General features: G+C 61.6%; 35 protein-coding genes, 2 tRNA genes and 1 pseudogene. 20 read left to right on the top strand and 18 right to left on the bottom strand.

What is annotated here, in order from left to right:
• Positions 1-40 precede the first annotated feature (40 nt).
• Entirely contained in the window at positions 41-745 is a 705-nt protein-coding gene (locus tag ACSQ3Z_RS13990) for a hypothetical protein (RefSeq protein WP_436171950.1), read from the top strand.
• Here ACSQ3Z_RS13990 and ACSQ3Z_RS13985 read toward each other — a convergent pair.
• From ACSQ3Z_RS13985 to ACSQ3Z_RS13975, 3 genes are all read right to left on the bottom strand, one after another.
• Positions 742-1,512 carry an RES family NAD+ phosphorylase gene (locus ACSQ3Z_RS13985; protein WP_436171949.1) on the bottom strand — a complete coding sequence of 257 codons (771 nt, stop codon included), beginning with the start codon at positions 1,510-1,512 and terminating at the stop codon, positions 742-744. The genes ACSQ3Z_RS13990 and ACSQ3Z_RS13985 overlap by 4 nt on opposite strands.
• On the bottom strand, positions 1,472-1,849 hold the full coding sequence (locus ACSQ3Z_RS13980) for an MbcA/ParS/Xre antitoxin family protein (RefSeq protein WP_436171948.1): 378 nt from the start codon (positions 1,847-1,849) through the stop codon (positions 1,472-1,474). The genes ACSQ3Z_RS13985 and ACSQ3Z_RS13980 overlap by 41 nt, the downstream gene beginning before the upstream one ends.
• A 123-nt stretch (positions 1,850-1,972) precedes the next feature.
• A complete protein-coding gene (locus tag ACSQ3Z_RS13975) occupies positions 1,973-3,043 on the bottom strand; it encodes a GGDEF domain-containing protein (protein ID WP_436171947.1) in 1,071 nt (356 codons plus the stop codon).
• A gap of 345 nt (positions 3,044-3,388) precedes the next feature.
• Between ACSQ3Z_RS13975 and ACSQ3Z_RS13970 the strand changes: the two genes are divergently transcribed.
• The 3 genes from ACSQ3Z_RS13970 to ACSQ3Z_RS13960 all read left to right on the top strand — a co-directional run bounded on the left by ACSQ3Z_RS13970 (position 3,389) and on the right by ACSQ3Z_RS13960 (position 4,875).
• Positions 3,389-3,808 carry a GFA family protein gene (locus ACSQ3Z_RS13970; RefSeq protein ID WP_436171946.1) on the top strand — a complete coding sequence of 140 codons (420 nt, stop codon included), beginning with the start codon at positions 3,389-3,391 and terminating at the stop codon, positions 3,806-3,808.
• Positions 3,809-3,887: 79 nt separating this feature from the next.
• The gene (locus tag ACSQ3Z_RS13965) at positions 3,888-4,247 is read left to right on the top strand and encodes a diacylglycerol kinase (protein WP_436171945.1); all 360 of its coding nucleotides are present in this window, start codon (positions 3,888-3,890) and stop codon (positions 4,245-4,247) included.
• Positions 4,248-4,287: 40 nt separating this feature from the next.
• Positions 4,288-4,875 carry a hemerythrin domain-containing protein gene (locus ACSQ3Z_RS13960; RefSeq protein ID WP_436171944.1) on the top strand — a complete coding sequence of 196 codons (588 nt, stop codon included), beginning with the start codon at positions 4,288-4,290 and terminating at the stop codon, positions 4,873-4,875.
• Positions 4,876-4,878: 3 nt separating this feature from the next.
• On the opposite strand, the gene ACSQ3Z_RS13955 is transcribed toward ACSQ3Z_RS13960, so the two are convergent.
• On the bottom strand, positions 4,879-5,475 hold the full coding sequence (locus ACSQ3Z_RS13955; protein ID WP_436171943.1) for a DedA family protein: 597 nt from the start codon (positions 5,473-5,475) through the stop codon (positions 4,879-4,881).
• Positions 5,475-6,035: a DUF1003 domain-containing protein gene (locus ACSQ3Z_RS13950; protein WP_436171942.1), complete on the bottom strand. Its 561-nt coding sequence runs from the start codon at positions 6,033-6,035 to the stop codon at positions 5,475-5,477. The genes ACSQ3Z_RS13955 and ACSQ3Z_RS13950 overlap by 1 nt, the downstream gene beginning before the upstream one ends.
• A gap of 87 nt (positions 6,036-6,122) precedes the next feature.
• Here ACSQ3Z_RS13950 and ACSQ3Z_RS13945 point away from each other — a divergent pair, with 87 nt between their 5' ends.
• The 3 genes and pseudogenes from ACSQ3Z_RS13945 (at position 6,123) to ACSQ3Z_RS13935 (ending at position 10,933) form a co-directional block, all read left to right on the top strand.
• Entirely contained in the window at positions 6,123-6,836 is a 714-nt protein-coding gene (locus tag ACSQ3Z_RS13945; protein WP_436171941.1) for a DNA-3-methyladenine glycosylase I, read from the top strand.
• Positions 6,837-6,944: 108 nt separating this feature from the next.
• Positions 6,945-8,621 carry an NAD+ synthase gene (locus tag ACSQ3Z_RS13940; protein WP_436171940.1) on the top strand — a complete coding sequence of 559 codons (1,677 nt, stop codon included), beginning with the start codon at positions 6,945-6,947 and terminating at the stop codon, positions 8,619-8,621.
• Between the two features lie 507 nt (positions 8,622-9,128).
• Positions 9,129-10,933, top strand: a pseudogene (locus ACSQ3Z_RS13935) (ABC transporter ATP-binding protein).
• A gap of 66 nt (positions 10,934-10,999) precedes the next feature.
• Here ACSQ3Z_RS13935 and ACSQ3Z_RS13930 read toward each other — a convergent pair.
• The 5 genes from ACSQ3Z_RS13930 to ACSQ3Z_RS13910 all read right to left on the bottom strand — a co-directional run bounded on the left by ACSQ3Z_RS13930 (position 11,000) and on the right by ACSQ3Z_RS13910 (position 14,518).
• Positions 11,000-11,311: a PilZ domain-containing protein gene (locus ACSQ3Z_RS13930; protein ID WP_436171939.1), complete on the bottom strand. Its 312-nt coding sequence runs from the start codon at positions 11,309-11,311 to the stop codon at positions 11,000-11,002.
• A 121-nt stretch (positions 11,312-11,432) separates the two neighbouring features.
• The gene (locus ACSQ3Z_RS13925; RefSeq protein ID WP_436171938.1) at positions 11,433-11,921 is read right to left on the bottom strand and encodes an NUDIX hydrolase; all 489 of its coding nucleotides are present in this window, start codon (positions 11,919-11,921) and stop codon (positions 11,433-11,435) included.
• Positions 11,922-12,130: 209 nt separating this feature from the next.
• Positions 12,131-12,631: a xanthine phosphoribosyltransferase gene (gene gpt, locus ACSQ3Z_RS13920; protein ID WP_436171937.1), complete on the bottom strand. Its 501-nt coding sequence runs from the start codon at positions 12,629-12,631 to the stop codon at positions 12,131-12,133.
• A 213-nt stretch (positions 12,632-12,844) separates the two neighbouring features.
• Entirely contained in the window at positions 12,845-13,678 is an 834-nt protein-coding gene (locus ACSQ3Z_RS13915) for a universal stress protein (RefSeq protein ID WP_436171936.1), read from the bottom strand.
• A 90-nt stretch (positions 13,679-13,768) separates the two neighbouring features.
• Positions 13,769-14,518, bottom strand: a complete 750-nt coding sequence (locus ACSQ3Z_RS13910; RefSeq protein WP_436171935.1) for a competence/damage-inducible protein A — start codon at positions 14,516-14,518, stop codon at positions 13,769-13,771.
• Positions 14,519-14,669: 151 nt separating this feature from the next.
• On the opposite strand from ACSQ3Z_RS13910, the gene ACSQ3Z_RS13905 reads away from it, so the two are divergent.
• The gene (locus ACSQ3Z_RS13905) at positions 14,670-15,665 is read left to right on the top strand and encodes an alpha/beta fold hydrolase (RefSeq protein ID WP_436171934.1); all 996 of its coding nucleotides are present in this window, start codon (positions 14,670-14,672) and stop codon (positions 15,663-15,665) included.
• 158 nt (positions 15,666-15,823) lie between these two features.
• A complete protein-coding gene (locus ACSQ3Z_RS13900; RefSeq protein ID WP_436171933.1) occupies positions 15,824-16,114 on the top strand; it encodes a hypothetical protein in 291 nt (96 codons plus the stop codon).
• An 82-nt stretch (positions 16,115-16,196) separates the two neighbouring features.
• Here the strand turns inward: ACSQ3Z_RS13900 and ACSQ3Z_RS13895 are convergent, their stop codons facing one another.
• Both ACSQ3Z_RS13895 and ACSQ3Z_RS13890 read right to left on the bottom strand, forming a co-directional pair.
• On the bottom strand, positions 16,197-16,436 hold the full coding sequence (locus ACSQ3Z_RS13895; protein WP_120017345.1) for a DUF2188 domain-containing protein: 240 nt from the start codon (positions 16,434-16,436) through the stop codon (positions 16,197-16,199).
• Between the two features lie 31 nt (positions 16,437-16,467).
• Positions 16,468-16,746: a DUF982 domain-containing protein gene (locus ACSQ3Z_RS13890; protein ID WP_120017346.1), complete on the bottom strand. Its 279-nt coding sequence runs from the start codon at positions 16,744-16,746 to the stop codon at positions 16,468-16,470.
• On the opposite strand from ACSQ3Z_RS13890, the gene ACSQ3Z_RS13885 reads away from it, so the two are divergent.
• The 3 genes from ACSQ3Z_RS13885 to ACSQ3Z_RS13875 all read left to right on the top strand — a co-directional run bounded on the left by ACSQ3Z_RS13885 (position 16,745) and on the right by ACSQ3Z_RS13875 (position 18,776).
• Positions 16,745-17,611 (top strand): hypothetical protein, encoded by an 867-nt coding sequence (locus ACSQ3Z_RS13885; RefSeq protein ID WP_436171932.1) that lies wholly within the window; start codon positions 16,745-16,747, stop codon positions 17,609-17,611. The genes ACSQ3Z_RS13890 and ACSQ3Z_RS13885 overlap by 2 nt on opposite strands.
• Positions 17,612-17,733: 122 nt before the next feature.
• Positions 17,734-18,312: an NUDIX domain-containing protein gene (locus ACSQ3Z_RS13880; RefSeq protein WP_436171931.1), complete on the top strand. Its 579-nt coding sequence runs from the start codon at positions 17,734-17,736 to the stop codon at positions 18,310-18,312.
• Between the two features lie 215 nt (positions 18,313-18,527).
• Positions 18,528-18,776, top strand: a complete 249-nt coding sequence (locus tag ACSQ3Z_RS13875) for a hypothetical protein (RefSeq protein ID WP_436171930.1) — start codon at positions 18,528-18,530, stop codon at positions 18,774-18,776.
• Between the two features lie 629 nt (positions 18,777-19,405).
• Here ACSQ3Z_RS13875 and ACSQ3Z_RS13870 read toward each other — a convergent pair.
• Positions 19,406-19,696, bottom strand: a complete 291-nt coding sequence (locus tag ACSQ3Z_RS13870) for an HdeA/HdeB family chaperone (RefSeq protein ID WP_436171929.1) — start codon at positions 19,694-19,696, stop codon at positions 19,406-19,408.
• Between the two features lie 652 nt (positions 19,697-20,348).
• On the opposite strand from ACSQ3Z_RS13870, the gene ACSQ3Z_RS13865 reads away from it, so the two are divergent.
• A tRNA-Gly gene (locus ACSQ3Z_RS13865) sits at positions 20,349-20,422 on the top strand.
• A 132-nt stretch (positions 20,423-20,554) separates the two neighbouring features.
• Here the strand turns inward: ACSQ3Z_RS13865 and ACSQ3Z_RS13860 are convergent.
• Together ACSQ3Z_RS13860 and ACSQ3Z_RS13855 are read right to left on the bottom strand one after the other, a co-directional pair.
• The gene (locus ACSQ3Z_RS13860) at positions 20,555-20,833 is read right to left on the bottom strand and encodes a hypothetical protein (RefSeq protein WP_436171928.1); all 279 of its coding nucleotides are present in this window, start codon (positions 20,831-20,833) and stop codon (positions 20,555-20,557) included.
• Between the two features lie 152 nt (positions 20,834-20,985).
• A complete protein-coding gene (locus ACSQ3Z_RS13855) occupies positions 20,986-21,621 on the bottom strand; it encodes a hypothetical protein (RefSeq protein WP_436173986.1) in 636 nt (211 codons plus the stop codon).
• Here ACSQ3Z_RS13855 and ACSQ3Z_RS13850 point away from each other — a divergent pair.
• The 3 genes from ACSQ3Z_RS13850 (at position 21,514) to ACSQ3Z_RS13840 (ending at position 22,460) form a co-directional block, all read left to right on the top strand.
• Positions 21,514-21,807, top strand: a complete 294-nt coding sequence (locus ACSQ3Z_RS13850) for a tyrosine-type recombinase/integrase (protein WP_436173903.1) — start codon at positions 21,514-21,516, stop codon at positions 21,805-21,807. The two genes, ACSQ3Z_RS13855 and ACSQ3Z_RS13850, sit on opposite strands and share 108 nt — an antisense overlap.
• A gap of 94 nt (positions 21,808-21,901) precedes the next feature.
• Positions 21,902-21,987: transfer RNA gene (locus ACSQ3Z_RS13845), tRNA-Leu, on the top strand.
• Positions 21,988-22,265: 278 nt separating this feature from the next.
• Positions 22,266-22,460 carry a hypothetical protein gene (locus ACSQ3Z_RS13840; RefSeq protein ID WP_436171927.1) on the top strand — a complete coding sequence of 65 codons (195 nt, stop codon included), beginning with the start codon at positions 22,266-22,268 and terminating at the stop codon, positions 22,458-22,460.
• Positions 22,461-22,668: 208 nt separating this feature from the next.
• Here ACSQ3Z_RS13840 and ACSQ3Z_RS13835 read toward each other — a convergent pair whose 3' ends face one another.
• From ACSQ3Z_RS13835 to ACSQ3Z_RS13825, 3 genes are read right to left on the bottom strand one after another with little or no spacing between them, the layout of a single operon-like run.
• The gene (locus tag ACSQ3Z_RS13835) at positions 22,669-22,953 is read right to left on the bottom strand and encodes a hypothetical protein (RefSeq protein ID WP_436171926.1); all 285 of its coding nucleotides are present in this window, start codon (positions 22,951-22,953) and stop codon (positions 22,669-22,671) included.
• Positions 22,950-23,282 (bottom strand): hypothetical protein, encoded by a 333-nt coding sequence (locus ACSQ3Z_RS13830; protein ID WP_436171925.1) that lies wholly within the window; start codon positions 23,280-23,282, stop codon positions 22,950-22,952. The genes ACSQ3Z_RS13835 and ACSQ3Z_RS13830 overlap by 4 nt, the downstream gene beginning before the upstream one ends.
• Positions 23,279-23,998, bottom strand: a complete 720-nt coding sequence (locus ACSQ3Z_RS13825; RefSeq protein ID WP_436171924.1) for a hypothetical protein — start codon at positions 23,996-23,998, stop codon at positions 23,279-23,281. The genes ACSQ3Z_RS13830 and ACSQ3Z_RS13825 overlap by 4 nt, the downstream gene beginning before the upstream one ends.
• A 114-nt stretch (positions 23,999-24,112) precedes the next feature.
• Here ACSQ3Z_RS13825 and ACSQ3Z_RS13820 point away from each other — a divergent pair, with 114 nt between their 5' ends.
• The 4 genes from ACSQ3Z_RS13820 (at position 24,113) to ACSQ3Z_RS13805 (ending at position 25,470) form a co-directional block, all read left to right on the top strand.
• Complete coding sequence (locus tag ACSQ3Z_RS13820; protein WP_436173902.1) at positions 24,113-24,343, top strand: helix-turn-helix domain-containing protein; 231 nt, start codon at positions 24,113-24,115, stop codon at positions 24,341-24,343.
• A complete protein-coding gene (locus ACSQ3Z_RS13815; protein ID WP_436171923.1) occupies positions 24,340-24,714 on the top strand; it encodes a hypothetical protein in 375 nt (124 codons plus the stop codon). The genes ACSQ3Z_RS13820 and ACSQ3Z_RS13815 overlap by 4 nt, the downstream gene beginning before the upstream one ends.
• Before the next feature lie 108 nt (positions 24,715-24,822).
• Positions 24,823-25,011 carry a type II toxin-antitoxin system HicA family toxin gene (locus tag ACSQ3Z_RS13810; protein WP_436171922.1) on the top strand — a complete coding sequence of 63 codons (189 nt, stop codon included), beginning with the start codon at positions 24,823-24,825 and terminating at the stop codon, positions 25,009-25,011.
• Between the two features lie 18 nt (positions 25,012-25,029).
• The gene (locus tag ACSQ3Z_RS13805) at positions 25,030-25,470 is read left to right on the top strand and encodes a type II toxin-antitoxin system HicB family antitoxin (RefSeq protein WP_436171921.1); all 441 of its coding nucleotides are present in this window, start codon (positions 25,030-25,032) and stop codon (positions 25,468-25,470) included.
• Positions 25,471-25,586: the final 116 nt, after the last annotated feature.

Genomic DNA, 25,586 nt, shown 5'->3' with positions numbered 1-25,586 from the left:
ACGGCGAACTCCGAGCCCTCTCGATGCGATCGCCAGCACCATGCGCCACGAGCATGCCATCATTCACCACCGCGCGCTTGATTTCTGGTCGGCGCGCGCCGCGATCCTCGTCATCATCTGTCTGCAGCTTCTCGTCATCAACGATCTTTCGTTCGGCCCACGCTGGCTGGCTCCCTCGATCGAAGCGACGCTCCTCATCCCTCTCTCGATCGCAACGGCCTGGACGCAAATGGCAACCCAGAGGGCCGTCGAGCACGATCACTGGTACACGATCGGCCGGTTTCGCGTGTTCATCCGTCGGATGGCGCTGGTGATGACCGGCGTCATCAGCATAATGAATTGCGGCGCGCTGGCCTTCCTGGTGCGTGCGCTGCTGGAGGGCCACGCCGGCGCCGGAACGACGCTTCTCGTCGACGCGCTGAATATCTGGGTCACCAATGTCATCGTCTTTGCGCTCTGGTTCTGGAGCACCGACCGGGGCGGACCGCCGACCTGCGGCCTCGTCAAGCGTGCGCAGGCCGACTTCCTGTTCCCGCAAATGACGCTGCCAGATCGCGAAATCCGCGACTGGCTGCCCGGCTTCGTCGACTATGTGTTCCTGGCGTTCACCAATTCGACGGCATTCTCGCCGACAGACACCTTGCCGCTGTCCAAGCGCGCCAAGTTGTTGATGATGGCGGAGGCGATGATCTCGCTGCTGACGATTGCGCTGGTGGCCGCGCGAGCCGTCAACATACTAGCTTAAAGCCGCCCGCGGTCCCAGCGTAGGCCGGCGAGCCTCGGGTCGGAAAAAGCCGTCCTGGAGAACTCGATGCGCTTTTCGGGGAATTCGCAGATCGCCTGCACGCCGAAGGCGCCGAGGCGGATGCGCCAGGTTTGCGGCTCCAGCGGCTTTGCCTTGGCAAAACCCTTGCAGGTCAGCAGCGCGATGTTGGCGCCTTTCGGGTCGCGCGCCGAGCGGTAGCGGATCGCCTGCAGCCCGGCCTCGCGCGCGACGTCGGCAATGGACTGGCAAGCGCTGTAGTCGGTCGGATGCGTCCATGCGGCCTGGTCGCGATCGAGCGGCGGTCGTGCCAGGTCGATGGCGTTGGCACATTTGATGGCGGAGGCGAAGGCGGTGTAGTCGGCGGCGTCGCGCGGCCAGGGTGTATCAGGGGATTCCGCGAAGAACAGAAGACGGTAGAAGGCCATCTCGGCCACCGCCGTCAGCATCGTCTCGGCGGCATAATAGACGCCCAAGGTCCTGCCGGCGCGGCGGAAGCGCGATCCGTGCGGGTAGACCGAACCGTAGCGGAAAGGCGTCGCCAGCAGATAATGGAGATGCCGGCATTCGAGCGGGATTTGCGGCTTGGTCTCCTCGATCAGATCCTCGAGCAGCGCCTGTTCGTCGAGCGTATCGACGACCTTCAATGTCGAGACGCGGTGCTGCGCCTCGACCATGCGCCAGTACTTGCCGTCGAGTGGAACGGCCTCAGACGAGAGCGCGGCGGGAGTCCAGATAGGCGATGACATCGACAAGCCCTGAAATGGTCTGGATTTTCTCGACGGGCGCGCCATCGAAGGCCGTGTTGGCATTCTTCAGCCATGCCCGGGCGATGGTCTCGTCGCCGCCGACAATGGCGTCGAGCGAACGGAACAGGCGGACGAACAACACCGCAAGCTCGAATGGCTTGGTGCCGCGCTCCAGCAGGAATTCCTGCCTGCGCATGCGCGAAACCGTGGCTTCCGAAACCCCGATGATCGAAGCCAGTACCCTGGCGGTGACGTCGAGCAGTTCAGCGGCGCGCAGCGTGGCCTTGGTGAGAACCGCGTTCTCGGCTGCGCCGGCGGCGATTTGAGGCTGTATCATGGGTGCGAACTTTCCATTTCCATGGAAAATATAGGACACAAAAATTTACATGGAAAGGTGGCGGCAACAATTTTTCTGAATTCTGGCGGGCAATCCCCGTCGCAGAAGGGGCCGCGCGATGCCTCAGTCCTTCTTGTAGAGCAGCCAGCTCTTGCCGGCGCGGCTGGCCATCGCCGAATGCCGGGTGACGCGGTTGCGCCCGCTGACCTTCGAACGATAGAGCGCCCGGTCGGCCTTGGTGTAGAGATCCTCGGGGCTTTCGGCCTCCGATGCCATGCAGATGCCCATCGACACAGTCACCGTGCCGTAATTGGTGCCGGTCTGGCTGCTGGTGAACGGCGTCTGCTCGATCAGCATGCGGATGCGCTCGGCGATCTCGTAGGTGGTGTCCTCACTGGCGCCTTCGACGATCAGCGCGAACTCCTCGCCGCCGGTGCGGGCGACGAACATGTCGCCGCGGATGCTGGTCTGGAGGATCTCGGCGATGATCTGGATGATCCTGTCGCCGACCGGGTGGCCGTAGCGGTCGTTGATGTCCTTGAAGCGGTCGATATCGGCAAGGATCAGGGCGTTGAACAGGATGCCCTTGTTGCTGTTGTAGATCTTGGTGATTTCCTTGTCGAAGGCGCGCCGGTTCCAGATATGAGTCAGGGGATCGGTGTCGGCGAGGCGCTTGTATTCCTCGAGCTTCGACTTGACGCTCTCGAGTTCGGCCGTCTTGTCGCTGAGCGTGCTCGCCACCTGCTTGCCGTGGTCGATCGTCGAATTGGTGGCGGCCGACATGGCGCCGACGATCTTCTGCAGCAGGTCCTGCGACAGCAGGCTGCGGTTGCTCAACCCGCTCGATGTCTCGTCGAGGATCCTGCCGTATTTCTCGATATGGGTGCGTTCGCTTCGCAGCAGCGAGGCGATGTCCTCGAGTTCCTTGGCGATGACGTCCCGGGCGTGCTCGACGATGCCCGGACCGTGATGCTGGGCAAAGAAGGTACGCCCGATGCGGTCAAGGTCTTCCTGAGTCGGCCGGTTGCTCAACGAGACGACGGCGAGGCTGAGCTCATGGTTGCTGCCGCTCAGCGCCTCGTAGAAGATCTCGTAGTTGCGCGGCAGGCCCAGCACGCCGAGCTGGCGCATGGTTGCCACGACAGTGCTTGCAATGTCCGTGTTCCTGTCGGTCGGGGCGGCTGCCGGCTGCATGTTCTGTTCACTCTACCCCTAAGAGCCACCGCGGACCTGCGAGTGCCGGACGTCGACGATGCGGGGAGTGCGACCGAAATTCCAGACGTGCGAAGAGATGCGTCCCCAAATCACGACCTCCGCTTGCAGGGACAATAGATGCGAGCGCGCTAAAGTTTCCTTAATGCGCTGCATTGCAACGCATTTTCCTCTACCTCAGGATGCAAGAGGTTTTTTTGGTGAGCAGGCGGCCAGGATTTCGGAACGCGTCCTTGCGGTGTCGCTTTTGTCTGTGCCTGGCCGGTGCAAAACTGGAATCCTGCGGGCGAAACTGACTCCTGGCAGCGAAATCAAACGGAGGCCGAGATGAGCGACGATCACAGCGGATCATGCCTGTGCGGGGCGGTGCGCTTCAGGACGCGGGGGGCCTTGCGCGGCGTGATCTACTGCCACTGTTCTCAGTGCCGCAAGCAGAGTGGGCACTACTATGCCGCAACCAACGTCCCCGATGAAAACATCACGATAGCGGGCGCCGAGAACATCAGCTGGTACGAAGCGTCGTCGTTCGCCAAACGAGGCTTCTGCAAGACATGCGGCTCGGTGTTGTTCTGGAAGCCTCACCAGGATGCCTATGTTTCGGTCATGGCCGGATTGTTCGATGCGCCGACCGGGCTTCAAGGTGAGAGTCACATCTTCGTTGGCGACAAGGGCGACTACTACACGATCGACGACGGACTGCCGCAATTCGAGAAATCGACGCCGACGCTCAGGGTAGCGGACGAATGATTTTTGCGGGGTCTCCCTTATTCCCTTGATCCAGCGGTTGCGATATCCCCTGCCGGTGACTCGGAAAGGGACGTTGGGCATGCAGCGGCTTATCGATGCTTACTTCAACTCGGTGCGGGCGTTTCGCAAGCTGGCCGCCAGCGAGAAGGCTTTCCAGCAGGAGCTGATGCTGCTGGTGCTGGCCTTGCCGCTCGGCTGGCTCGTGTCGGTGTCGTGGCGCGGCTATGCGCTGCTGATCGGCGCGGTGCTGCTCCTGATCATGGTTGAAGTGCTCAACACCGGCATCGAGGCGGCGTGCGATGCCTTCAGCCGCGAATTCAACGTCGACATCCAGCTGGCGAAGGATTGCGGCTCCTTGGCGGTGCTGATTTCGGTGGTGATCGTCGCCGGCGTCTGGGGCATCGCCATCATCGAGCGCATCACTGGACTACCGATCTAGTCTTTCGGTCCCTACATGTCGGTTACCAAAGGAGACCGACATGGCTGAAGCCGCCAATTTTCTCTTGCTCGAACGAGCCAGCCTGCCAGACGATTTGCGCTGGCTGGTCGAACAATATCCGCGCGAGATGTGGCAGGGCCACGCCAACATCCACGGCATGGCCACTATGTGGCTGCAACGGCACGATATGTTCCGCGAACTCGGCGGCATGCTCACCAAGGGCATCGGCGACTATCGCGAGGGCAGGCTGACGGCGCCGGATTTCGCGCGCTGGTTCGCGCCGCGCCTCAACCATTTCCTCGGCAATCTCGACGGCCACCACAATGTCGAGGACCACCACTATTTCCCGGTCTTTGCCAAGGCCGAGACGCGGCTGAAACGCGGCTTCGAGATCCTCGACGCCGACCATCACACGATCCATGAAGGGCTGGAGCGCAATGCCGAGACGGCGGACGCCTTCATCCGGACACTGCAGGAGAGCGAGGACAGGCAGCGCTTTGCCGCCGATGCCTATGCCGACGAGAACAGCCGGCTGATCGCCATGCTGACAAGGTATCTGGCCGATGAGGAAGACCTGATCATCCCGTTGATCCTCGACCGGGGCGACCGCGCGCTGGACCCCGACTGACGGTCACGTTTCCCCGGCATCCTTGGCGCGTTCCTTGCCTGCAACATGGTGGGCGAGGATCCAGGCAAGACCGGCCACGGCAAGACCGATAGCCAGGGCGATGAGCAACCGCTCGTGGCGATGCAGCGCCTGGCCGACGATGCGCTCGGCACCTAGCCCGAAGACGTAGCCGACAGTGCCGAACAGCGCGGCCCAGACCAGCGACGAGATGGCATTGAGGATGACGAAGCGCGTTGCTGTGATGCTGGCGAAGCCGGCGGCGATGCCGCCGACCAGGCGCATGCCGTATATGTAGCGGTTCGACAGCACGAAGATGTTGGGGTGCGAGGAGACGAGACGAAAGGCATGGCTGAATCCCGGCCTTGCCTTCAGCTTGAGGACATAGGGATGATCGGCAAAGCTGCGGCCGAGGATGAAGAAGAAAGTGTCGCCGACGAAGGCGCCGAAGGCGGCCACCAGGAAGGCTTGCCACAAGATGAAAACGTGCTGATGGGCGAAGAAGCCGCCGAGGATGGCGGCACTTTCGCCTTCGGCCACGCAGCCGAGGAAAACCACGATCAGCCCATATTGCTCGATGAGATGATGGATCGCCTCGGTCATCAGGAGGCTTGCCGTGCCGACAGCTTCTCGTCGATCCGTTTGACCTGTTCGGCCAGACGCAAGATCTCGTCGCGCAAGCCGATGATCTCGCTGTGGCGCAGCTCGTCCAGCTTCTCGTGCAGCGCCATGATCTCGATCTCGGCCTTGAGATTGACCTCGTAGTCGTGGGCGGCGTCGATGCGGTCGCGCTCGGTCTGGCGGTTTTGCGACATCATGATGACCGGCGCCTGAAGCGCCGCGACCATGGAGAGGATCAGGTTGAGGAAGATGAAGGGGTAGGGGTCGAAGGCATTACGCGTCAGCAGCCAGACATTGCCTGCGGTCCACAGGATCAGAAAGGCGATGAAGCCCAGGATGAAGGACCACGAGCCGCCGGTCCGGGCGATGGTGTCGGCCACGCGGTCGCCGAATGTCTGGTGGAAGGCGATGGCCTTGTTGGTGTCCTTCGATATGGTGGTGCGTTCGAGCGTTGACTGCAGCACCCGGCTTTCGAGCTTGCTCAAGGCATCCGGCCTTCGCTTCAGCCAGCGGTTTGCCAGATCTTCGACGGTCTTGTTCATGTCTCGCCTCCGTCAGCGTCTGCGATAGACGTAGAGGCTGCCGGTTCGAACGGGAAGTGGTAGATTGACGCGACCTGCGAGGACCAAATGGCCAATTTTCAGAAAATCCGCGCCCGTGCGGCAAAACGCAAAGGCGGGGAGGCGGCGTTGGCGTCTCTGCTCGGGCCCATGCCTGACAACGCTGCCGTGGCGAAGGTGACGGACGATCGCATCCTGTCGACCATGGCCGAGCGTGTCTTTGCGGCCGGCTTCGTCTGGCGCGTCATCGAGCAGAAATGGCCTGGTTTCGAGGAAGCTTTCCTCGGCTTCGAGCCGAAGCGGCTGTTGTTCCAGCCCGAAGATTTCTGGCACGAGCTGGCATCCGACAAGCGCATCGTGCGCAATCCGCAGAAGATCAAATCCGTCCGCGACAATGCCGTCTTCGTCGAGCGCGTGTCGAAAGAGCATGGCGGCTTCGGCAAGTTCCTCGCCCAATGGCCGGCCGACGACCAGGTCGGGCTGATGGCCTATCTCGGCAAGCATGGCAGCCGGCTCGGCGGCAACACCGGTCAGTATTTCCTGCGCTGGCTGGAATGGGACGCCTTCATCGTCTCGGCCGACATGGCGGCCGCGCTGCGCGATGCCGGTCTCGACATCGCCGAAAGCCCGACCTCGAAGAAGGACATCGACAAGATCCAGGCTCAGCTCAACACATGGGCCGCGCAAACCGGCCTGCCGCGCCGGCACATCTCGCGCATGCTGGCGATGTCGATCGGCGAGAACCATTCGCCCGAAGCGTTGCGCGAGTATATGGGCGAGTAGGACACGATCGGCGATCGGTCCAACACGATCGACATCCTTTCGATCAGTCCGGTTTGGTCCAAACGAACGCCATTGCCCGGCGAATTCTGCCACGCTAAACCCGTAGGCATGACCAAGAAGCCCGACATACTGCGCATCGCCGTTGCCCAGCTCAACCCCACTGTCGGCGATGTCGCCGGCAATCTCGCCAAGGCGCGCGAGGCGAGGGCGGATGCCGCCCGCCAGGGCGCCGATCTCGTGCTCTACACCGAGCTGTTCCTCGCCGGTTATCCGCCGGAAGATCTGGTGCTGAAGCCGGCGTTCCTGAAGTCATGCGAACGGGCAGCGGAAGAGTTTGCCAAGGATACGGCCGATGGCGGGCCGGGGGTCGTCATCGGCACGCCGCTGAAGCGCAAGAGCGGCACGCACAATTCGATCATCGTCGCCGATGGCGGCAAGATCCTGGCTGAGCGCTACAAGCTCGACCTGCCCAATTACGGCGAGTTCGACGAGAAGCGCGTCTTCCAGGCCGGACCGGAACTGCAGGGGCCGGTCAATTTCCGCGGCGTGCGCATCGGCATCCCGATCTGCGAGGACATCTGGGGCGATGTCGCCGTCTGCGAGACTCTGGCCGAGAGCGGGGCGGAGATCCTTCTGGTGCCGAACGGCTCGCCGTACTACCGCGCCAAGATGGACGTCCGCCACCAGGTCGTCATCCGCCAGGTCATCGAATGCGGCCTGCCGATGATCTATGCCAACCAGCTTGGCGGCCAGGACGAGTTGATCTTCGACGGTGCATCCTTCGCCATCGGTGCCGACAAGACGCTCGCCTTCCAGATGAGCCAATTCGAGGAGGCGATCGACGTCACCATCTGGAAGAGGACGTCCGACGGCTGGATCTGCGCCGAAGGGCCGATGTCGAAAATCCCCGAAAGGGAGGAGGCGGATTACCGCGCCTGCATGCTCGGCCTGCGCGACTACGTCAACAAGAACGGCTTCAAGAATGTCGTGCTCGGCCTTTCCGGCGGCATCGATTCGGCGATCTGTGCCGCCCTTGCCGTCGATGCGCTTGGCGAGGAACGGCTGCGCGCCGTGATGATGCCTTACCGCTATACGTCGAAGGATTCGCTGAAGGACGCCGAGGATTGCGCGCGCGCGCTCGGCTGCCGCTACGACATCGTGCCGATCTTCGAGCCGGTCGAAGGCTTTCTGCACGCGCTGACGCAGATGTTCGAAGGCACCAATGAAGGCATCACCGAGGAAAACCTGCAGAGTCGCGCGCGCGGCACCATTCTGATGGCGATCTCCAACAAATTCGGCTCGATGGTGGTCACCACGGGCAACAAGAGCGAGATGTCGGTCGGCTACGCCACGCTCTATGGCGATATGAATGGCGGCTTCAATCCGATCAAGGACCTCTACAAGATGCAGGTCTATGCACTGTCGCGCTGGCGCAACGGCCATGTGCCGCCGGGCGCGCTCGGCCCTTCCGGCGAGGTGATCCCGAAGAACATCATCGACAAGGCGCCGTCGGCGGAATTGCGCGAGAACCAGACCGACCAGGATTCGCTGCCGCCCTATCCGGTGCTGGACGACATTCTGGAATGCCTGGTCGAGCACGAGATGGGCGTCGACGAGATCGTCGCGCGCGGCCATGACCGGGCGACGGTGACGCGGATCGAGCACCTGCTTTACATCGCCGAATACAAGCGCCGCCAGGCGGCGCCCGGCGTCAAGATCACCCGGAAGAACTTTGGCCGCGACCGCCGCTATCCGATCACCAACCGGTTCAGGGATCGCGGCTAAGGCATGTTGATATTCAGGTGATGCCGGCCTGCAATCGCCGGTTTCCTGCGCTTCCGGTGCTCACGTACCTCAAGTACGCTCCGCTTCGGTATGCGGTTTGACCGCACCGCGGCAGCCTGAGCAATAACGGCGCGCAACCAGCCGTTGTTGCAAATTCGTCTCACTGCCTGGACCAGTTGCGCTTTTGGCCACGGCCTCACTTGGCGATGCGCCGGGGCGTCTCTATAAGAACTCCTCCGCGCTTCCCCTTCAGGAGGAACCGAATGCCACGATTTGACATCGCTATGCGAGGCCGCGAAGCCTAGGTCCTGGTCAGCTGCCGCGAGGGTTCGCCTTCGCGACAAGAGCTGAACTGAGGACAGGCATTTGCCGCTGCCGGTCGCCGCCCCCCTGCGGGCGTGCCGCCAATATGCCGAACCTCCGCATCTTCGGGCGCCAATGGCGCCAGCGCGGTTTTTTCAATTTCTACCTTACCGGGACCGGGCATTTTTGCGCCCGGATGACATCATGGCTCGTTTTCGAATAGACCTGCGCGCCGACGCCTTCCGCAGCGTTCTCGGCTTTACGCTCACCCACTGGCGGCGCCAGCCGTGGCGGCTTTCGCTGATCATGGGCGCCTTCCTTTTGTCGACGCTGGCCGACGTGCTGACGCCGCTCTATTCGGGGCGGCTGGTCGACGCGGTTGCCAGCAGCGCCGCGGCGGACGACGTCGCCTGGAATGCGGCGATCGCTGCCTTTTCGATGCTGGTGGCCCTGGCGCTGGCCGGGGTCGTGCTGCGCAACGCCGCTTTCATGGCCATCGTCGAACTGACGCTGAAGATGATGGCCGATATCGCCGCCGATGCCTTCCACCGCGTCCAGCGCTTTTCGACCGACTGGCACGCCAACAGCTTTGCCGGATCGACCGTGCGCAAGGTCACGCGCGGCATGTGGGCGCTTGACCTGCTCAACGACACGATCCTGATCGCATTGTTGCCATCCGTGGTCATGCTCGTCGGCTCGACGCTGCTGCTCGGCTGGTTCTGGCCGCTTATGGGCGCGGTGGTCGCCGCCGGATCTGTGCTGTTCATCGCCGTCACGGCGATGCTGTCGCTCGGCTATGTCGCGCCGGCGGCGAGGCTTGCCAACACATGGGACACGCGCCTCGGCGGCTCGCTGGCCGACGCGGTGAGCTGCAACGCCGTGGTCAAGGGTTTTGGCGCCGAGGCGCGCGAGGAAACGCGGCTGGCGAGGGTCGTCGCCAAGTGGCGGGCGCGTACGCGCCGCACCTGGGTGCGCGGCACCGTTAACGGCACGACGCAAGGCACGATGCTCTTGCTGCTCAGGACGGCGGTGATCGGCCTGGCGCTGATGCTGTGGGCATGGGGCGAGGCGAGCGCCGGCGACGTCGCCTTCGTGCTGACCTCGTTCTTCGTGCTGCAGGCTATCTGCGCGACATCGGCACGCATATCCGCAATTTGCAGCGCTCGATCAACGACATGGAGGAACTGGTCGACTTCCAGTCCGAGCCGCTCGGCATCGAAGATCGGCCCGGCGCCGGACCGATCCCCATCGGTGACGGACGCATCACCTTCGACAAGGTCACCTTCCACTATGGCAACCACCGGCTGCCGCTTTATCGCGACTTCTCGGTAGAGATCGCGTCCGGCGAACGTGTCGGCCTGGTCGGCCATTCCGGTTCGGGCAAGACGACCTTCGTCAAGCTGATCCAGCGTCTCTATGACGTTAGCGCCGGGAGGATCCTGATCGACGGACAGGATATTTCCGAGGTTGCGCAGGCATCGCTGCGCGGGCAGATCGCCATTGTCCAGCAGGAGCCGATCCTGTTCCATCGGTCGCTGGCGGAAAACATCGCCTATGCCAAGCCGAACGCCAGCCAGGCCGAGATCGAGCATGCCGCGAAGCTGGCCAGCGCGCACGACTTCATCGCCAACCTGCCGAAGGGCTACGGCACGCTGGTCGGCGAGCGCGGCGTCAAGCTGTCCGGCGGCGAGCGCCAGCGGGTGGCGATCGCGCGTGCCTTCCTTGCCGATGCGCGCATCCTGATCCTGGACGAGGCAACGTCGAGCCTCGATTCGGAATCGGAAGTGCTGATCCAGCAGGCGATGGAGCGGCTGATGGTCGGCCGCACGACGCTGGTTATCGCGCACCGTCTGTCGACGGTGCGGGCGCTCGACAGGCTGCTGGTGTTCGATCGCGGCCGCATCGTCGAAGAGGGCTCGCATGGCGAGCTGATCCGGCTGAATGGCGGCATCTACCGCCGGCTGTTCGAGCGTCAGGCGCTCGAATTGACCAAGGGTCTGGTGGTCTGATTCGCCCGACGCCGGATAAACGGTACCCGGATCGGAATGGTCCGGGTGCCTACGACGCCAATGGCGTCAGCCGTAATGCAGCTTCGGCTTCGGCGCGGTGCCGGTGAAGCGGACGCCGACGCGGTCAGTGCGGCGCCAGCGGACTTCCGCGCGATAGGCAATTCCATCGACCGGCACATAGAGCAGGAAATTATCGGGAACCCGCGAGTCGGGAGCAACCTTCAACTCGGCGCCGCCAGCATGCTGATTGCGCAAGGTGCAGCTGACTTCGGAATTCTGGATGCCGGTGATGATCGTGCCGCCCTTGAGCACACGCTGGCGATGCTCGCGCTTGTGTTCGCCGGAATTCGCTTCGAGTGGTCGTGCGGTGTTCGTCATCGGTAAAACGCCAGAGCAGTCGAACCGACTCTAGACGCAATAGCCGCAATAGCAAAGCATTCGTCCCCGGCGCCCGGCGACGTCTGGCCGGGCTGGCGCCCCTCGGCCGGTCAGCTCCAGATCAGGCGTATCCGTGCGGATCGGCGCAGAAATGGGCGATGATCTGGCAGAGGTCCGGCTCGTTGATCATGCGCACGGCCTCTGCCGAGCTTACCCATTTGCGGGTGCGCGCGCGCTTTTCCTTCCAACGCTCGGCGACGCGGTCGACCTGCAACGGAAAGACCAGCACCTCGCAAGGCACTTCCTCGCCGGAAGCCAGCGCCTTGGCGTAGAAATAGCGACCGGCCTCGAAATGCGAGACTGTGCCGCGCAATCCGGCTTCCTCGCCGGCTTCACGCGCCGCCGCTTCGCAAAGCGGCTCCCTGGCCTCTGGCCAGCCCTTCGGCAGCACCCAGCGGCCGGTGTCGCGGCTGGTGATGAGCATGATCTCAACGCCACTCCCGGCCTCTCGCCAGGGCAGGGCGGCAACCTGCAGGCGGCACGGCGCGCTGCCGAAGAGTCGTCGGACTCTTTCGACCAGGTGGTTGTGCGTCGTTGGCCTCGTCAACATCGGAGAAGCTGCCCCAGCCTCCAGAATCATTTGCCGCCTGACAAATCTTACGACGTATCTTGGGCATTGAAAGTAAAAAACTTCACTCGGATTGGTTAAATTCCACCAAGACGGACTGGTTCCACAGAATATCGTGCCCTGCGATCCTCCTCGAGGAGCAAAGGGTGCTCGCCGAAGCGGGCTGGGTGGAAAAAATGGCTTCCGACGAATCAGCCGGCGTGGTCGTCGGCAATCGGCTTCTGGTAAGTAAAACCCATGTCCCACGGAAAGTAGATCCAGGTGTCCTGGCTGACCTCGGTGACGAAGGTGTCGACCATCGGTCGGCCTTTCGGCTTGGCGTAGACCGTCGCGAAATGCGCCTTCGGCATCATCGCGCGCACGATGCCCGCCGTCTTGCCGGTGTCGGTGAGGTCATCGATGATCAGCACGCCGGCGCCGTCGTCGACGAGCAGCGCCGGCGTGATCTCCTTCAGCACCTGCAACTGCCCTTGCGAGGTGTAGTCGTGATAGGAGGCGACGCAGACCGTCTCGATGACCCGGATGCCGAGTTCACGCGAGATGATGGCGGCCGGCACGAGACCGCCGCGGGTGATGCAGACGATCGCCCTCCACTGACCCTTGCTGGCGCCTGCAAGCCGCCAGGCAAGCGCGCGGGCGTCGCGGTGAAACTGGTCCCAGGAGACCGGGAAGGCTTTTTCGGGAAGAGACATGGTCGCGCACTCCGCAGGCGCGCTGGCCGCGCGCAGTCACGATTGAATGCGCGCGGCATTAGCCGGAAAGCGCTGGCATTGGCAAGGGCGTCCCAGCTATTGGCTGTGGACGTGAAGCGCGTCGCATTCAAACGGCCATATGCGACGCGCTTCAAGTCTTTGCGTGTGCATGTCGTTATCCCAAAACCGCTACGCACTTTTGGGCGACAGGCATTACCGCGACAGGAAGGCCGCAACCTGCACTGTACGCAGCACTGTGCGCGTCACGCCGCCGAACAGAAGCTGGCGCAGCCAGGAGTGGCTGTAGGCGCCGAGCACCAGAAGGTCGGCGCCGGTTTCGGCGATCCTGGTCTGGATGATGTCATCGACCGAAATGCCGCCCGACTTCTGAACCGAGACGCTGACGTTTGCGCCGTGCCTGGAAAGTGCTGCGGCGATTTCGGCGCCGGCGGCGTCTGGGCTCTCGTCCAGCGTCTCCGGCGGGTCGATGACCAGTATGTCCGTCTTTTCCGCCTCGATGATGAAGGGCAGGGCGTCGAAGGCCGCGCGTGCCGCTTCTTTGCTGCCGTTCCAGGCGAGCAGCACATGCTTGAAGGTGGTGACAAGAGGGCCGCCATGCGGCACGACGAGCACGGGCCGGCCGGCATCGTAGACCAGCGTGTCGACATCGGCGCTCGGATCACCGCCGGTGTCGCGCTGGGCGGCGATGACCAGATCGGCGGCGCGGACATTGGAGATGCCGGTCAGCGCGCTGTCGCCGGAAAAACTCTCGAGGCTGCGCCATTCGAAGGACAGGCCGGACTCCTCGATGCGCTTGAGGAAGAGAGCCTGCAATTTCTCGGCCCGCTCCTTGTTCATTTCGGCGGAGACCTGCAGGAACTCAGTGTCGGGAAAACCCGTCGCGGACGTGTAGGGGACGGGAAGCGCCTCGGCATGGATGCCGACGAGATGGCTCTGGAAGCGGTCGGCGAGCGGGATGGCGCAGTCGAGCACGCGCTCTGCATCCTGTTCGTTCTGCAATATCGCGACAATGGTCTTGAAGCGCATGGGAATCCCTCAAATCTGCTGGCGCTGGGTGCGCCCGGGGGAAACGTCAGAATGCCGCGCTTGGTTCCGGGCCGATCACGGCCCCGGGGATCACGGATCAGTTGCGCCGCCGGCGATGCCGGCCACCATGGCTTCGACATCCTTGCGCGCCGCCTCCAGCGCCTCTTCGCTGCGGGCGCGGACGACGAGTTCGGTCCAGAACTTGCCGTCGCCATATTTTGGATAGGAGCCGATGATCGTGTCCGGATGGGCTTTCTGGATGTCGCCCAGCGGTCCGCCGACCAGGCCTTCGCCGAACGGGCAATGCACGGTGGCCGAGAGCATTTTGGTGCCCGCCTTCAGTGTCGGCACGACATTGTCGAGCATGGCCTGGAAGATCGACGGCACACCGGCCATGACATGGACGTTGCCGATGCGAAAGCCGGGCGCGATCGAGACGGGATTGTCGATATGGTCGGCCCCGCGCGGCATGCGCGCCATGCGCTTGCGTGCGTTGGTGTATTCGATGCCGCGCGCGGCGTAGCTCGCTTCGAGCATGGCATAGGCCTTGGCGTCGTATTCGCACGGCACGCCGAAGGCCTTTGAGATCGAATCCGCGGTGATGTCGTCATGCGTGGGGCCAATGCCGCCAGTGGTAAAGACATAGGTGTAGCGGGCGCGCACGGCATTTACCGCGGCGACGATCTCGTCCTCCTCGTCGGGAACGATGCGCACTTCCTTCAGGTCGATGCCGATCGCGGTCATGATATCTGCGAGATGGCCAATGTTCCGGTCCTTGGTACGGCCGGACAGGATCTCGTCGCCGATGACAAGCATGGCGGCGGTGACGATTTCAGGCATGAGAGGCTCCGGCAACAGTCGCCTTGGGAAGACAAGGTCGCCTGAGATAGCGCGGCGGGCGGCCGGCGGCAATGCGCCACGGATCGCGCGTCAATAGGCTTGCGGCGGTACCGGCGGCAGGTATGGTGCGGGGGTTCGCTTCGGGTGAAAAATGCTTCTGTCTGTTCTGTCGTGGCTGTTCGTCGGTCTATTGCTGCTGGCGGTGATCGTGGTCTCCGGCCTGGCTCTGGCGACATGGAGGATCGCCGCGAAGGCGGAAAGGCTGGTGCCGGCACACGGAAAGTTCATCGAGATCGACGGCAACCGCATCCACTATGTCGAGGAAGGCGAGGGCAGGCCGATCGTCTTCCTGCACGGGCTTGGCGCGCAGCTCCACCATTTCCGCCACACGCTGTTCGGCCGTTTCGGCCCGGGTTACCGTCTTATCGCGCTCGATCGCCCGGGCTCGGGCCATTCACTACGGGCAAGCGGAGCGACAGGCCGGTTGCCGGAGCAGGCGCAACTGGTGCGGCGCTTCATCGAGGAGCTCGGGCTGGAACAGCCTTTGGTCGTCGGGCATTCGCTCGGCGGCGCCATCGCGCTGACCCTGGCGGTGGAACATCCCGAGACGATTTCGGGCATCGCCCTGCTGGCGCCGTTGACGCATCTGGAAACCAGGGTGCGCCAGAGTTTCGACCTGCTCTATGTTCGTTCACGCCTGGTGCGCTCGGTCATGGCCTATACGGTCGCGATACCGGCAAGCTTGAAATACGCGGAGCCGACGATGAAATTCATCTTCGCGCCGCAGGCCGTTGCCGACGACTACATGATCGGAGGCGGTGGCTGGCTCGGGCTGCGGCCCGCCCATTATCATGCAACTTCGACCGACGTCGTGGCGGTGGAACAGGATCTCGACCGCATCGCGCAGCGCTATGGCGAGATCGCCATGCCGGCCGGCATCCTGTTCGGCACGGCGGACTGCGTCATAGGCATCGCTGACCATGGCGAGCCGATGCGGGACAGGATCAAAGGGCTCGATTTCGAGGCCGTCGATGGCCTTGGACATATGCCGCAATTCGCCGAGCCGGAACGCGTCACCGCTTTCGTCAAGCGCATTGCCGAGCGTGCATTTGCCGTCAGGAGTCTTTCGGGCGCCGATCGAGCCTGACCGAACGGCTGGCCGCGACTTCACGCATCACTCACAAAAAGGTGTCGAAGTTTCAGCGCTTTAACGGCTTTTGCCGCGGAACTTCGACCCGGCGCATGGGTTCTAGCCCTGTCGTGCAAAGCGACGCAATCGAACCCTAGACGAAATGGAGCATCTCCATGCTTAGCAGACTTCTCTCGGCCGCGGTCCTCACTGCTGGTCTCGCCACCTCGGCGATGGCGCAATCGTCCGATGTCTACACATCGCACACCCGCCATCGCCCTGTTGCCACAAACGAACAGTCGATGACCGTTGATCCGAACACCACAAGTAGCGTCAACGCCGGCGCTGGCAATCCGGGCCTGAACAGCCTGGGCAACACCGGTCCGCTTGGACCATGCGCGTCGGACACGGCAGGGCCCGACGCCAACGCCGGGCTGAGCGTAAACGACAAATACTGCGGCAAGTAGTCAGGCCGCAGGCTCTCGACTGACCGGCAGGATGCCTCCAGAGGGCATCCACGGCCGGCAGAGAGACAAGCAAAATCAAAAACTAATCGGAAACTTCGGTTTGCGGCCGATCCCGGCCGTCGGCCAGTTCGTCATGCCATTTGCCGTCGGCGTCCTCGTACTGGATGCCGTCCGTGGTGCCGGCAATCTGCTGCTCGGCCGACGCGATCTCGGCGGCGCGCAGCGCATCCTGATGACTGGGGAACGTTTCCGAGAAGGTCGAGCCGACCTTGTAGGCCCAGCCGCCATCATGCTCGACGATCTTGTAAGTCAGCTTCGCCATGAAGTCCTCCGGTTGAAAATGCCCCCGTCGTTCAATGCAGCTTGCTGTCGAGCAGCCTGTCGTCGGGAACCAGCACTTCCGATTCCTTGGCGGCTTCGATCAATGCCCGCCGCGCATCCGCGGTCGAACGATATCCCTCCAGCACTTTGAGGCAAGTGTCGAGGGCATCACGATGCCGGGGGCCGCGGTTGAGCGGCCACACCGTCATCAGGCACTCAGCGGCTTCCCGGGTGCTGCGGATCTGGCGATATTTGCCGACATGGCCGAGTTCGACCACCACCGGCTTTTCAAAAGGCTTGCTGTCCATCATGGCCGCCAACGCAAAGCAGCCAATTTGGTTGCAAGCGTGTCTTCAGCGTGCGCCCAAACGTCTCAGCAGCCGAAATTTTGGTGTTGTCAGCCCGTTGCCGACGAAGCCGGTCAACCCATTGCCGACGAAGTCGATCAACCCGCCGCCTTCATCCAGTGCCGCATCGTCGTCATCGAGCGGGCAAGCTGCGGCGCCGGGTGGATCTGCTCGCCGAAGGTGGCCGCCGCGCGCCAGCCCCAGCGCGGGCCAGCGCTTCTCTGGCGCGAAGCAGGCAATGAGACTAGACTTGAAGTCGGAGAGAGACCCAATGCCGGGCCCGTTCGAAGCCGTTAGCACATACTTCTATGCGAAGGATGGGAACCGTCCGTTCTTGATGCGGCGCGCCTTTACTGAAGACGTCTATCTGGAAATGGTCGTGAAGACTGAAGCCATCTCCTTTCCGAGTTCGGCCGACGGCGTGGCCGCGATCGAAGAGATTCTCAGTCGTGGTTTCGCGAATGATTTCGAGAACGTCTACACCTTCTGCCTAGCGCAACCAACGGAGGCCAACCGCCGCCATTTTCCCTGCCATTGGCTGGTCGGCATGTCGGGCAAGAACAATGGTCCAGTTCGGGTCGGGAGCGGGCGTTACGACTGGTATTTTACGCGGAATGCGCCGTGCAAGGTCGAAAAGCTAGTCATCACCATAGATTTGATGCAGATATTTTCTGCAGATGAACTCGACCGGATCATGGGCTGGATTGCAAAGCTGCCTTATCCTTGGTGCGAGCCCGACGAGATGATGAGAGAAATGCCGCCCCTTGAGGGGCTTGCACCCATCCAGCGCTATCTGAAGGAGATTCGGCCAATTCCGCCGGAGCGCTGATGCCCGCCAAGTGCGCCCGTCAGGACCTTTATCGCTGATCCAGACCAATCGCTGCCCGGATTGCATGAATGGCGGTTCGCGGCTACGCCTCGTGCGCGAGCACGGGTTGATCGGAGTTCATCATGGAAGATCGCATTCGCATTCGTTCGGAGGAAGTGCTTTCCGATGACTGGGCGGTTCTGAAGAAGACCGTGCTCGACTATCGCCGCCGCGACGGGCAGTGGGAGACACAGATCCGCCAGACTTACGATCGCGGCGACGGCGCGGTGATCCTGCCTTTCGATCCCGATCGCTCGACAGTGCTGCTTGTGCGGCAGTTCCGCTATCCGGCCTATGTCACCGGCCATCGCGAGCCGCTGATCGAGGCTTGCGCCGGCCTGCTCGACGAAAATGACCCGGAAACCTGCATCCGCAAGGAGGCGGAGGAGGAACTCGGCTACCGGCTGAAAGACGTCGAGCGGCTGTTTTCGCCCTATATGAGCCCCGGCAGCGTGACCGAGCGGCTTTGGTTCTTCATTGCCCGCTACACGCCCGCCGACCGCATTTCGGCCGGCGGCGGCGCGCCGGAGGAAGGCGAGGATATCGAGGTCCTGGAAATGACCCTCGACGATGCACTCGCCGGCATTGCCGACGGCCGCATCGTCGATGCCAAGACGATCATCCTCATCCAGCACCTGAAATTGCACCCGATTCCGGCCTGAAACGACGGGCTATTCCAGCGCCCGAGTGCGTCTGGCGCTTGGATACCGAGGCGCTGCGCCGGACCTTGCCGTCCCGGGATCACCAAAGGCTCGTTACAATCTGCGAATTTGCTAATATACTGTTAACCAAGCCGTCAGCTCCGGGACAGGAGGATGTTGGCGGCAGGCATGGAGGCGCCTGTCGCAGGGCGCCTGCAAAAGTAAGGAGTAGTTCCATGCAACGGTTCATGCTCACGTCACTCGTACTGGCGCTGTCGGCAGGCTTTGCCCTGGCGCAAACGGCCACCCCCAACGCCACCAATGAGATCAAGGTCAATTACGGCGCGGCCGGCGGGATGAAGCTCGACCCGACGACAACGGGGGGCACAACGGCTGCGCCCGCGAAGGAATGCCCGACCGGCCAGCAGGCAAACAGCACGACGGCGAGCAGCCAGGACGCCAATGCTCCTGCTCCCAAGTGCTGAACAGATCATCCCGATCGATCGTCAGCCCACCAGCTGAGCCTCGGCTGTAAGCCTAATGCGACCTCCGGAGCCATGTTCAGGCGGTGACGCATTCTTGTGCCTGCGCAGAGGCGGTTGACGTTTTGGCGCGAAGCCCCGAAAAGCAACGGGCGCGGACGTGGCGGAATTGGTAGACGCAAGGGACTTAAAATCCGCGCTAGGCCATCCCGACGCGTCCCGTTGAGTGCTGAATAGCCCGGTTTTCCGGGCTTTTTCTTGACCCTCGCTGCACTGTCATCCTGCCTCGTCACCGCCCGTGCTTAGCTGTCCGGTGCCAATTGCGGTGCCATTTCTTTCCTGCGAGTATCGATAGGTCCACGCGACATGGACGCGACACATGGGAGAGAGCAGTGGCAGACGACAAATCGAAACGCGGCAAGCAGGATCGGGCGCGGGTTTCTGCAAGCGAACCGTACGAGGTGAAAACCTCGCTAGGAAGCACACCATCACAAAGGACCAAGCCCTCAAAATCATCAAGGACACGAAGGGCAATCGGGTAAAGGCCAACGCTGCGGCCGAAAAACTCAAATAAGGATGCTCGCTGGCGGAAGAGTTTTCCGCCGCGTCAGTCTGTAGTCCGAATTATCGATCTACTTGGCGAGCTCCTCTATCGCGCTCGCCAGCGTGGCAGAATGGTTCTTTTTGCAATAGGCCGCGACCTTGGCTGCATTGGCCTCCGCCTTGTCACCATCCACCATGGTGTTGCCTGCCTTGCCATGGACATAGCCGTTCATCCACATGGCGACGGCAACAGTCTTGCGAGCCGACATGGCTCCGACTTCCTTGCAGGTGAGCTTCGACATGTCCACTTCCTTGGCCGTTGCTTGGCCGGCCAAGACGACACTTGCAACTGCGAGTGCAATTGGAAAATGGCGTTTCATGGTGAGGTCTCCTCCCAAAAAGCCCCCGCCTTGGCCTAGCCAATAAACACGCGTGTTCTGTTGGAAATATGACGCTCACCGCCATCCGGGGCGACGCTACGGCCGAGAGACGAAAACCGCCACCATCGCCGGCGCGGGTGTGAGGCTCAGGAAGGCTTAGGCTTGGGCTCCGCAGGCGGCGTGTTCGGCTCTGGGCAATCAGGATTTGACCATTCCTCACACGGAGAAAGCCGACCGCCAACGCCGCCATAACGCTCCACAAGTTTTGCGAATCCGTAAGCGAAGGCGAAAAGCAGCGCCAGGACAACCACTATTCGAGCGGCCATAGGGGATTGTAGCAGGATTCCCTCATCCTGACGCGAAAAGGCCCGCCACCGTGAGGCAGCGGGCGCTAGTTCGGGAGGAGTGTCGGGCGCGTCCCCTTTGCCCGTGAACAACGGTACGCCTCACTTAGCTGGATAATAAGCGCGCGCCGGTTGAAGCTCTGCATATTCAATCTGCGTGACTTTTCTGCCACAAGATAAAGAAAGCCCGCCACCGTGAGGCAGCGGGCTTAGGCATCTAGCAATCTTACCTACTTCCATTGCAGGCGCCGTTACCGCTAATCTCCAGATCGATCAAACGACGCTTGCCTTGTACCCTGCCAAAATTAGCGCTCGTAGCTCAATCCAGGACAGAGCGGGACCTCCCGGGCAGATGCAGGTTCGAGCCCTGCCGAGTGCACCAATTTTCTTGCTTCAGTAGTGGTCGGGTTGTTCCCGCTCGTCGTCGCCTTCGCGATCGTCGCGGGGTTCGTCCACAGTGCATCCTAGGCCGTCGCTGGATAAAGAAAGGCCCGGAAGCCGAAGCCGCCGTCAATTATAGCCAGTTCGAAAACCACGGACTGGTGTCATACCCTAAGCGCGGATTATGCGGATTATAATGATCCAGGAAGTTTGCGGCCCTATTTGACGGTCGCGCAACAACGGTGCCCGTCGATTTGCAATCCAGTTTCGGGGTCGGCTTGCTGCCAGCCTTCATATGAGCTGCAGAACACGAGGTTGCAGCCTGAGCGGTGGCCACCTTTTTCTTCTCTTTCGCAACAGCTGCTCCGGTGGCGGCCAATACCATTGCTACGCCAAAGACAACGAGTTTCATTGAAACGCCCTCACCCTCTCCTGCACAATCCGAAATGATTGCGCCTAGTTAACCTTACGTCAGCCACATTTTGTCCGCAACGACAGCGAATAGTGCCAGTAAAAGAGCCCGCCACCGTGAGGTAGCGGGCCAATTATTCCAGACCGGAAGAATTAGCGGGCGAAGAGCGGGAATGCCGGCCCGACGATCGTCAGTGACGGCTCAGGCCGCAACCGGTGGCGGCGACTGCGCAGCAAGTCCCTGGCTTGGTCGCAGCCCTCGCTGGTGAAGTTGCCGGCGCCGCCATAGTCGGGACTGTCTTTCACTTCCTGCACGCTCTCGACGTCAATGCCGGTCTGCCCGGTGGCGTTTGCCCAGCCCAGCCAAGGCTTGTCGTCGTCTCGGCCATCGTGGGGCTCATCGAGGATATCCCCGCCGTGTTCGTTCTCCTCCTCGACGTCTTCGCACCAGTGACCGCCCTTTGCCCAATTGGCGGTTGCTGATGCGTCGTGCTCGTCGCCGCTGTCTTCGAAGTCGCTGAAATCGCCTTCGCGATCGTCAGTGCTGCCGTTCTGGTATGAGCCGAGCACCGTCGAGCCCTTAAGGCTCACAGGAAGCGTCAACTTGAGCAGCGTGTGTCCTTGGGGCTCGGGAAGCCCGGTAAGGATGCTCTCGTCTTCTGCGGGCCGGAAGGCGAGGCGATAGCGCCGTCTCGAGTTTCGGGAGCATGGCGCGATGCGATCGACCGATTGAGAAAGCCAGCCGGGGAGGGTGCTCCCGCCAACGAGTTTCCTAAGGTTCGTTTCCACGACCTACGGCACACTCACGCTTCCGCACTGATCGCCAGCGGTCTCGACGTGGTTGCAATCAGCCGTCGTCTGGGGCATGCGTCACCCGTGGTCACGCTGTCAGTCTACGCCCACCTGTTCAAGAGGTCGGACGAAGGCGCGGCAGCGGCGATCGAAGCTGCGATGAGAACGGGCGCAGAACAGTAATCCGGCCTTTCGGTGCCAATCCGGTGCCAATCCGGTGCCAAATCGGCTCGCACGGCTGGACCTGTATTCGCTTAAGTGCTTGTAATCGCGGCGCGCGGACGTGGCGGAATTGGTAGACGCAAGGGACTTAAAATCCCTCGATCTCTGATCGTACGGGTTCGATTCCCGTCGTCCGCACCACGTTGAAAACAAACATTAATTTGTAATCTATTGATTTGCTGGCTACCCTGGAGAAATCGCGCTTGGGTAGCCGTAGGGGTAGCCCTGTCTACCGTTCGGTGCCAATTGCGGTGCCAATTCTTTCCTGCAACTATCGGCGGGTCCACGCGACATGGATGCGACATAGGGGCATAGGAGGGGCTATGTGGAGAGATCTGTGAGGTTTGTCACAGACGCATCGACGCATCGGACCTAGCTTGCAGGCGGGGTGTTCCTGCAAGCGGTGAGGAGTAACTTGGATGCTTATGAAGCTTCCTCTTATCGCAGTTAGTCCCCTTGTCGATTGGCTCAGTCGCCGAGCCGAACAGAAGGCGCGGTTGAAGGCAATGGACGAGCTGACCGAGTCACCGGACGACCTGCTCAGCGACATCGGGATTTCCCGCGATTACATCGAGACCAGGCGCCTGCTGTCCAGCCGGAGGGCGGTGGGCTAACAAAAAGCCCGCCACCGGGAGGTGGCGGGCGCTAGTTCGGGAGGAGTTGTCGGGCGCGTCCCCTTTGCCCTTGAACAACGGTACGCCTCGCTTAGCTGGATAATAAGCGCGCGCCGGTTGAAGCTCTGCATATTCAAGCCGCGTGACTTTTCTGCCACAAGACAACGAAAGCCCGCCACCGAAGCAGCGGGCCTCGCTAGCGGAATGATCAGATACGCCAGAGGTCGGCTCGGGCCGCGGCAAGGGACTCGCAAGTCGCGACATAGTTATTGAATGCCCGATCGCACTCGGCCTTGTTGAGCGGCTTTACCCGCAAGCTCGCGCTGTAGGCATTGGCTGCCGCCACAGAGGCGCGATAAGCGTCTTGCCATGCTCTGAGCGGAACATCGGACGGGTCGGCCTGCGCAGGCGTGTCGACCACGGCAGGCAGGGCTGCGGCAGCAAAGCCTATTGGGAACGCGCGCAGGAGGTTTCGTCTGGAGAGAGTGTTCATATCGCACTCTCCACCAGCACTTCCTGCGATTTCAGATCGTCGGGCCACATGATGTGCTCGCCGTAGATGTCCGGGCAGTGTTCGGCGTCGCCGCCTTCCTCGTCGTCGGCGTTGTCCTGCTCCAGATCGTCAAGGCAGCCCAGTGACGGCTCGTCGTCGGCGGTGTCCTCGAGATCGCAATCGACTTCCATCATGTCGAGCGCTGTGATGAGGGCCATGGCGCGGTCCAGGAGGTCGTTCAGGCGCGTCTCGACCGATTGCCGCCATGTGCGAGGGTCGACGCCTGCCGGGATGCCGTAGGGCTGCAGAATGGGCGTGTGGGCGTTCATGACGTCGCCTCCGCTGCAAGCCGCCTGATGTCAGCGGCGATCGACACAAAAACTTCGTTTTCCGGAAAAGCGGCCAAGCCTAACGTGTCGTTCACGCGAAGCTTTACCATGATGCCTTCAAGGGTATGTGCAGGGATTTCGCAGATGCGCATTCCAATGTCCCATTCTACTCCCAAAAGCGCGTTGAAAGCCTCCTCCCTGGCATCATAGTTGTGTTCGCGGTGCCTCTCGTCTCTCAGGGCGGCCCACTCATCCCACGTGGCTTTGACCTGCGCTTTTTCTCTAGCGTTCGCATCGAACCATGCTCGAACCGGTTCCGGCTCCCATCCTCCCTTGGTTAGAACAACGACGGGCACGGCTTTAAGCGCTTCATCATGTAGTTGCTTCAGGTGAGCCGGCATCGGCGGCGATTTCCAGTCAGTGGGGTGAAGCGGCCTTGGCGGCAACGAGGCGTCAATCTCGTCGCCAACTCTGTTGTTTTCCTCCGAAGCATTTTCCATCCTGGCATGGGCCGCTTCGAGTTCCTTATCGAGCCGGAACAGCTCGGCGTCGGGATGCTCGGCAGGCGCCGGGACGGTCGCGGCCAATGCTGCCCCCATAGCGGGAACAGAAACGATGGCGCCAAGTATGAGGCGGCGAGAAAATCTTCCGATGATGGGCATTACCTCGGCAGCGGGCATAGCTTCGCCGGCTGCCGGAACTGATGTGTTCGGCATGATTTCGTCCTTTCAACGAAAAACGTTTACAGTTCTTGTAAACCGTTAAACTTACACCATGTCAACGGATTTCGTTTGTGGTAGACGGAATTCGCGGAACAGGAGATGCGGGAAATGTCGATAACGCCTTCACAGTCGCGAGCAGCGCGAGGGTTGCTCGACTGGTCTCAACAGAAATTGGCGGACCGATCGAACCTCAGTCAGAGCACGATTCGCGACTTCGAGAAGGGGCGCCGAGTTCCTTCGGTCAACAACCTGGCCGCCATCCGTTCCGCCCTGGAAGTGGCCGGCGTCGAGTTCATCCCCGAGAATGGCGGCGGCGCCGGGGCGAGGCTGCGGAAATGACCTGGCTTGAGATACTCACCCAATTTGTCTTGCCGCCGCTGCTTGGTGGCGCCGGTGGCATAACAACTGTTTGGATGGCCTGGGATGTCGAGAAGCGTCGATCTCGGCTCGCCCGTCGAGCGCAGCTTGTCGACAGATGGCGCGATGAACTTATCGGTAAGCTCGACGCATCTGCGGCGGAGACGCGGGGAGACCTGAACTTCGCGTTCGAGAGTTGGCCTGTTTATGCCAGTTTAAGGCCGCACCTGACCAAAGACACCCTTCAAAAAATTGAAGGGCCACAGCGGACAGTCTACGTCCTCGGCGACTTTCCACGGCGCAATCTGATCGAAGAGATCGGCCGAATCGAGCGCTTGTGGAAGCTCGCATAGCCATCGCAAATTTCATCGCAACGACCATCGGGAACAATATGCTGTTCACCACGTTGACCACTCAACACATATGTTGACTTCAACAGAAGTGTTGACTAGCGTATATGAATGAATGCGAACGAACTTCGACGCTATCTCGCCAAGCAGGGATGCAAATTCGAGAACCATCGAGGTGGCAGCGGCCACACTACGATAAAGCTTGGCGAAAAGAAGTCCCAACTCCCGATGCATGGAGGCAGCAAGGAATTGGGACAAAAGCTGGTTGCAACGATCCTGAAGCAACTCGGCCTGAAGTAAAAACGGAAGGACACATCAATGGCTTGGTATGAACTGGCAATTCAGCCGGATGGAGACTCATGGCTGGTAACCGCGCCCCAGTTCGACGAGGTCGTAACGTATGGGGCCACGCAGGAGGAAGCTTGCCGTCAAGGACGCAACGCGATCGAGGAAGCTATCGCCGCACGGATCGCAGACGGAGAAGATATCCCATTTCCCATGCAGGAAACCCCTGGCGTTGGACGCTTTGTCGAAGTTCCGGCTATGGTTTACCTAAAATCGGCTCTTTACATGATCTTACGTGAGAAGGGGCTAACTCGCGCCGATCTAATGCGGCTACTCGAGTGTCACCGCGAACATGTCGATCGGCTCTTTAGGCTCGACCACAATTCGCGTCTCGACGCCATCGAAGATGCGTTCAAGGCACTCGGGGTTCCGCTTCGTTTTGATGTGCCTTTTCCGGAACCCGTAGCAGCTTAACCAGGTCGTCCCGGTCCCCCTAAAGGGGGGGCCGGGATCATCCCCAATGGTCGATCATCGATCCCAAGGCCAAGCCAGGCGATAAGCTCCGCTTCGAGGGAGACGTCGTCTTTGTC

This window comes from Mesorhizobium sp. LjNodule214 (assembly GCF_964252735.1).
Taxonomy (GTDB): Bacteria; Pseudomonadota; Alphaproteobacteria; order Rhizobiales; family Rhizobiaceae; genus Mesorhizobium.
Note: the sequence above shows the minus strand (reverse complement) of the source record. Positions and strands in the feature narration are given on the sequence as shown.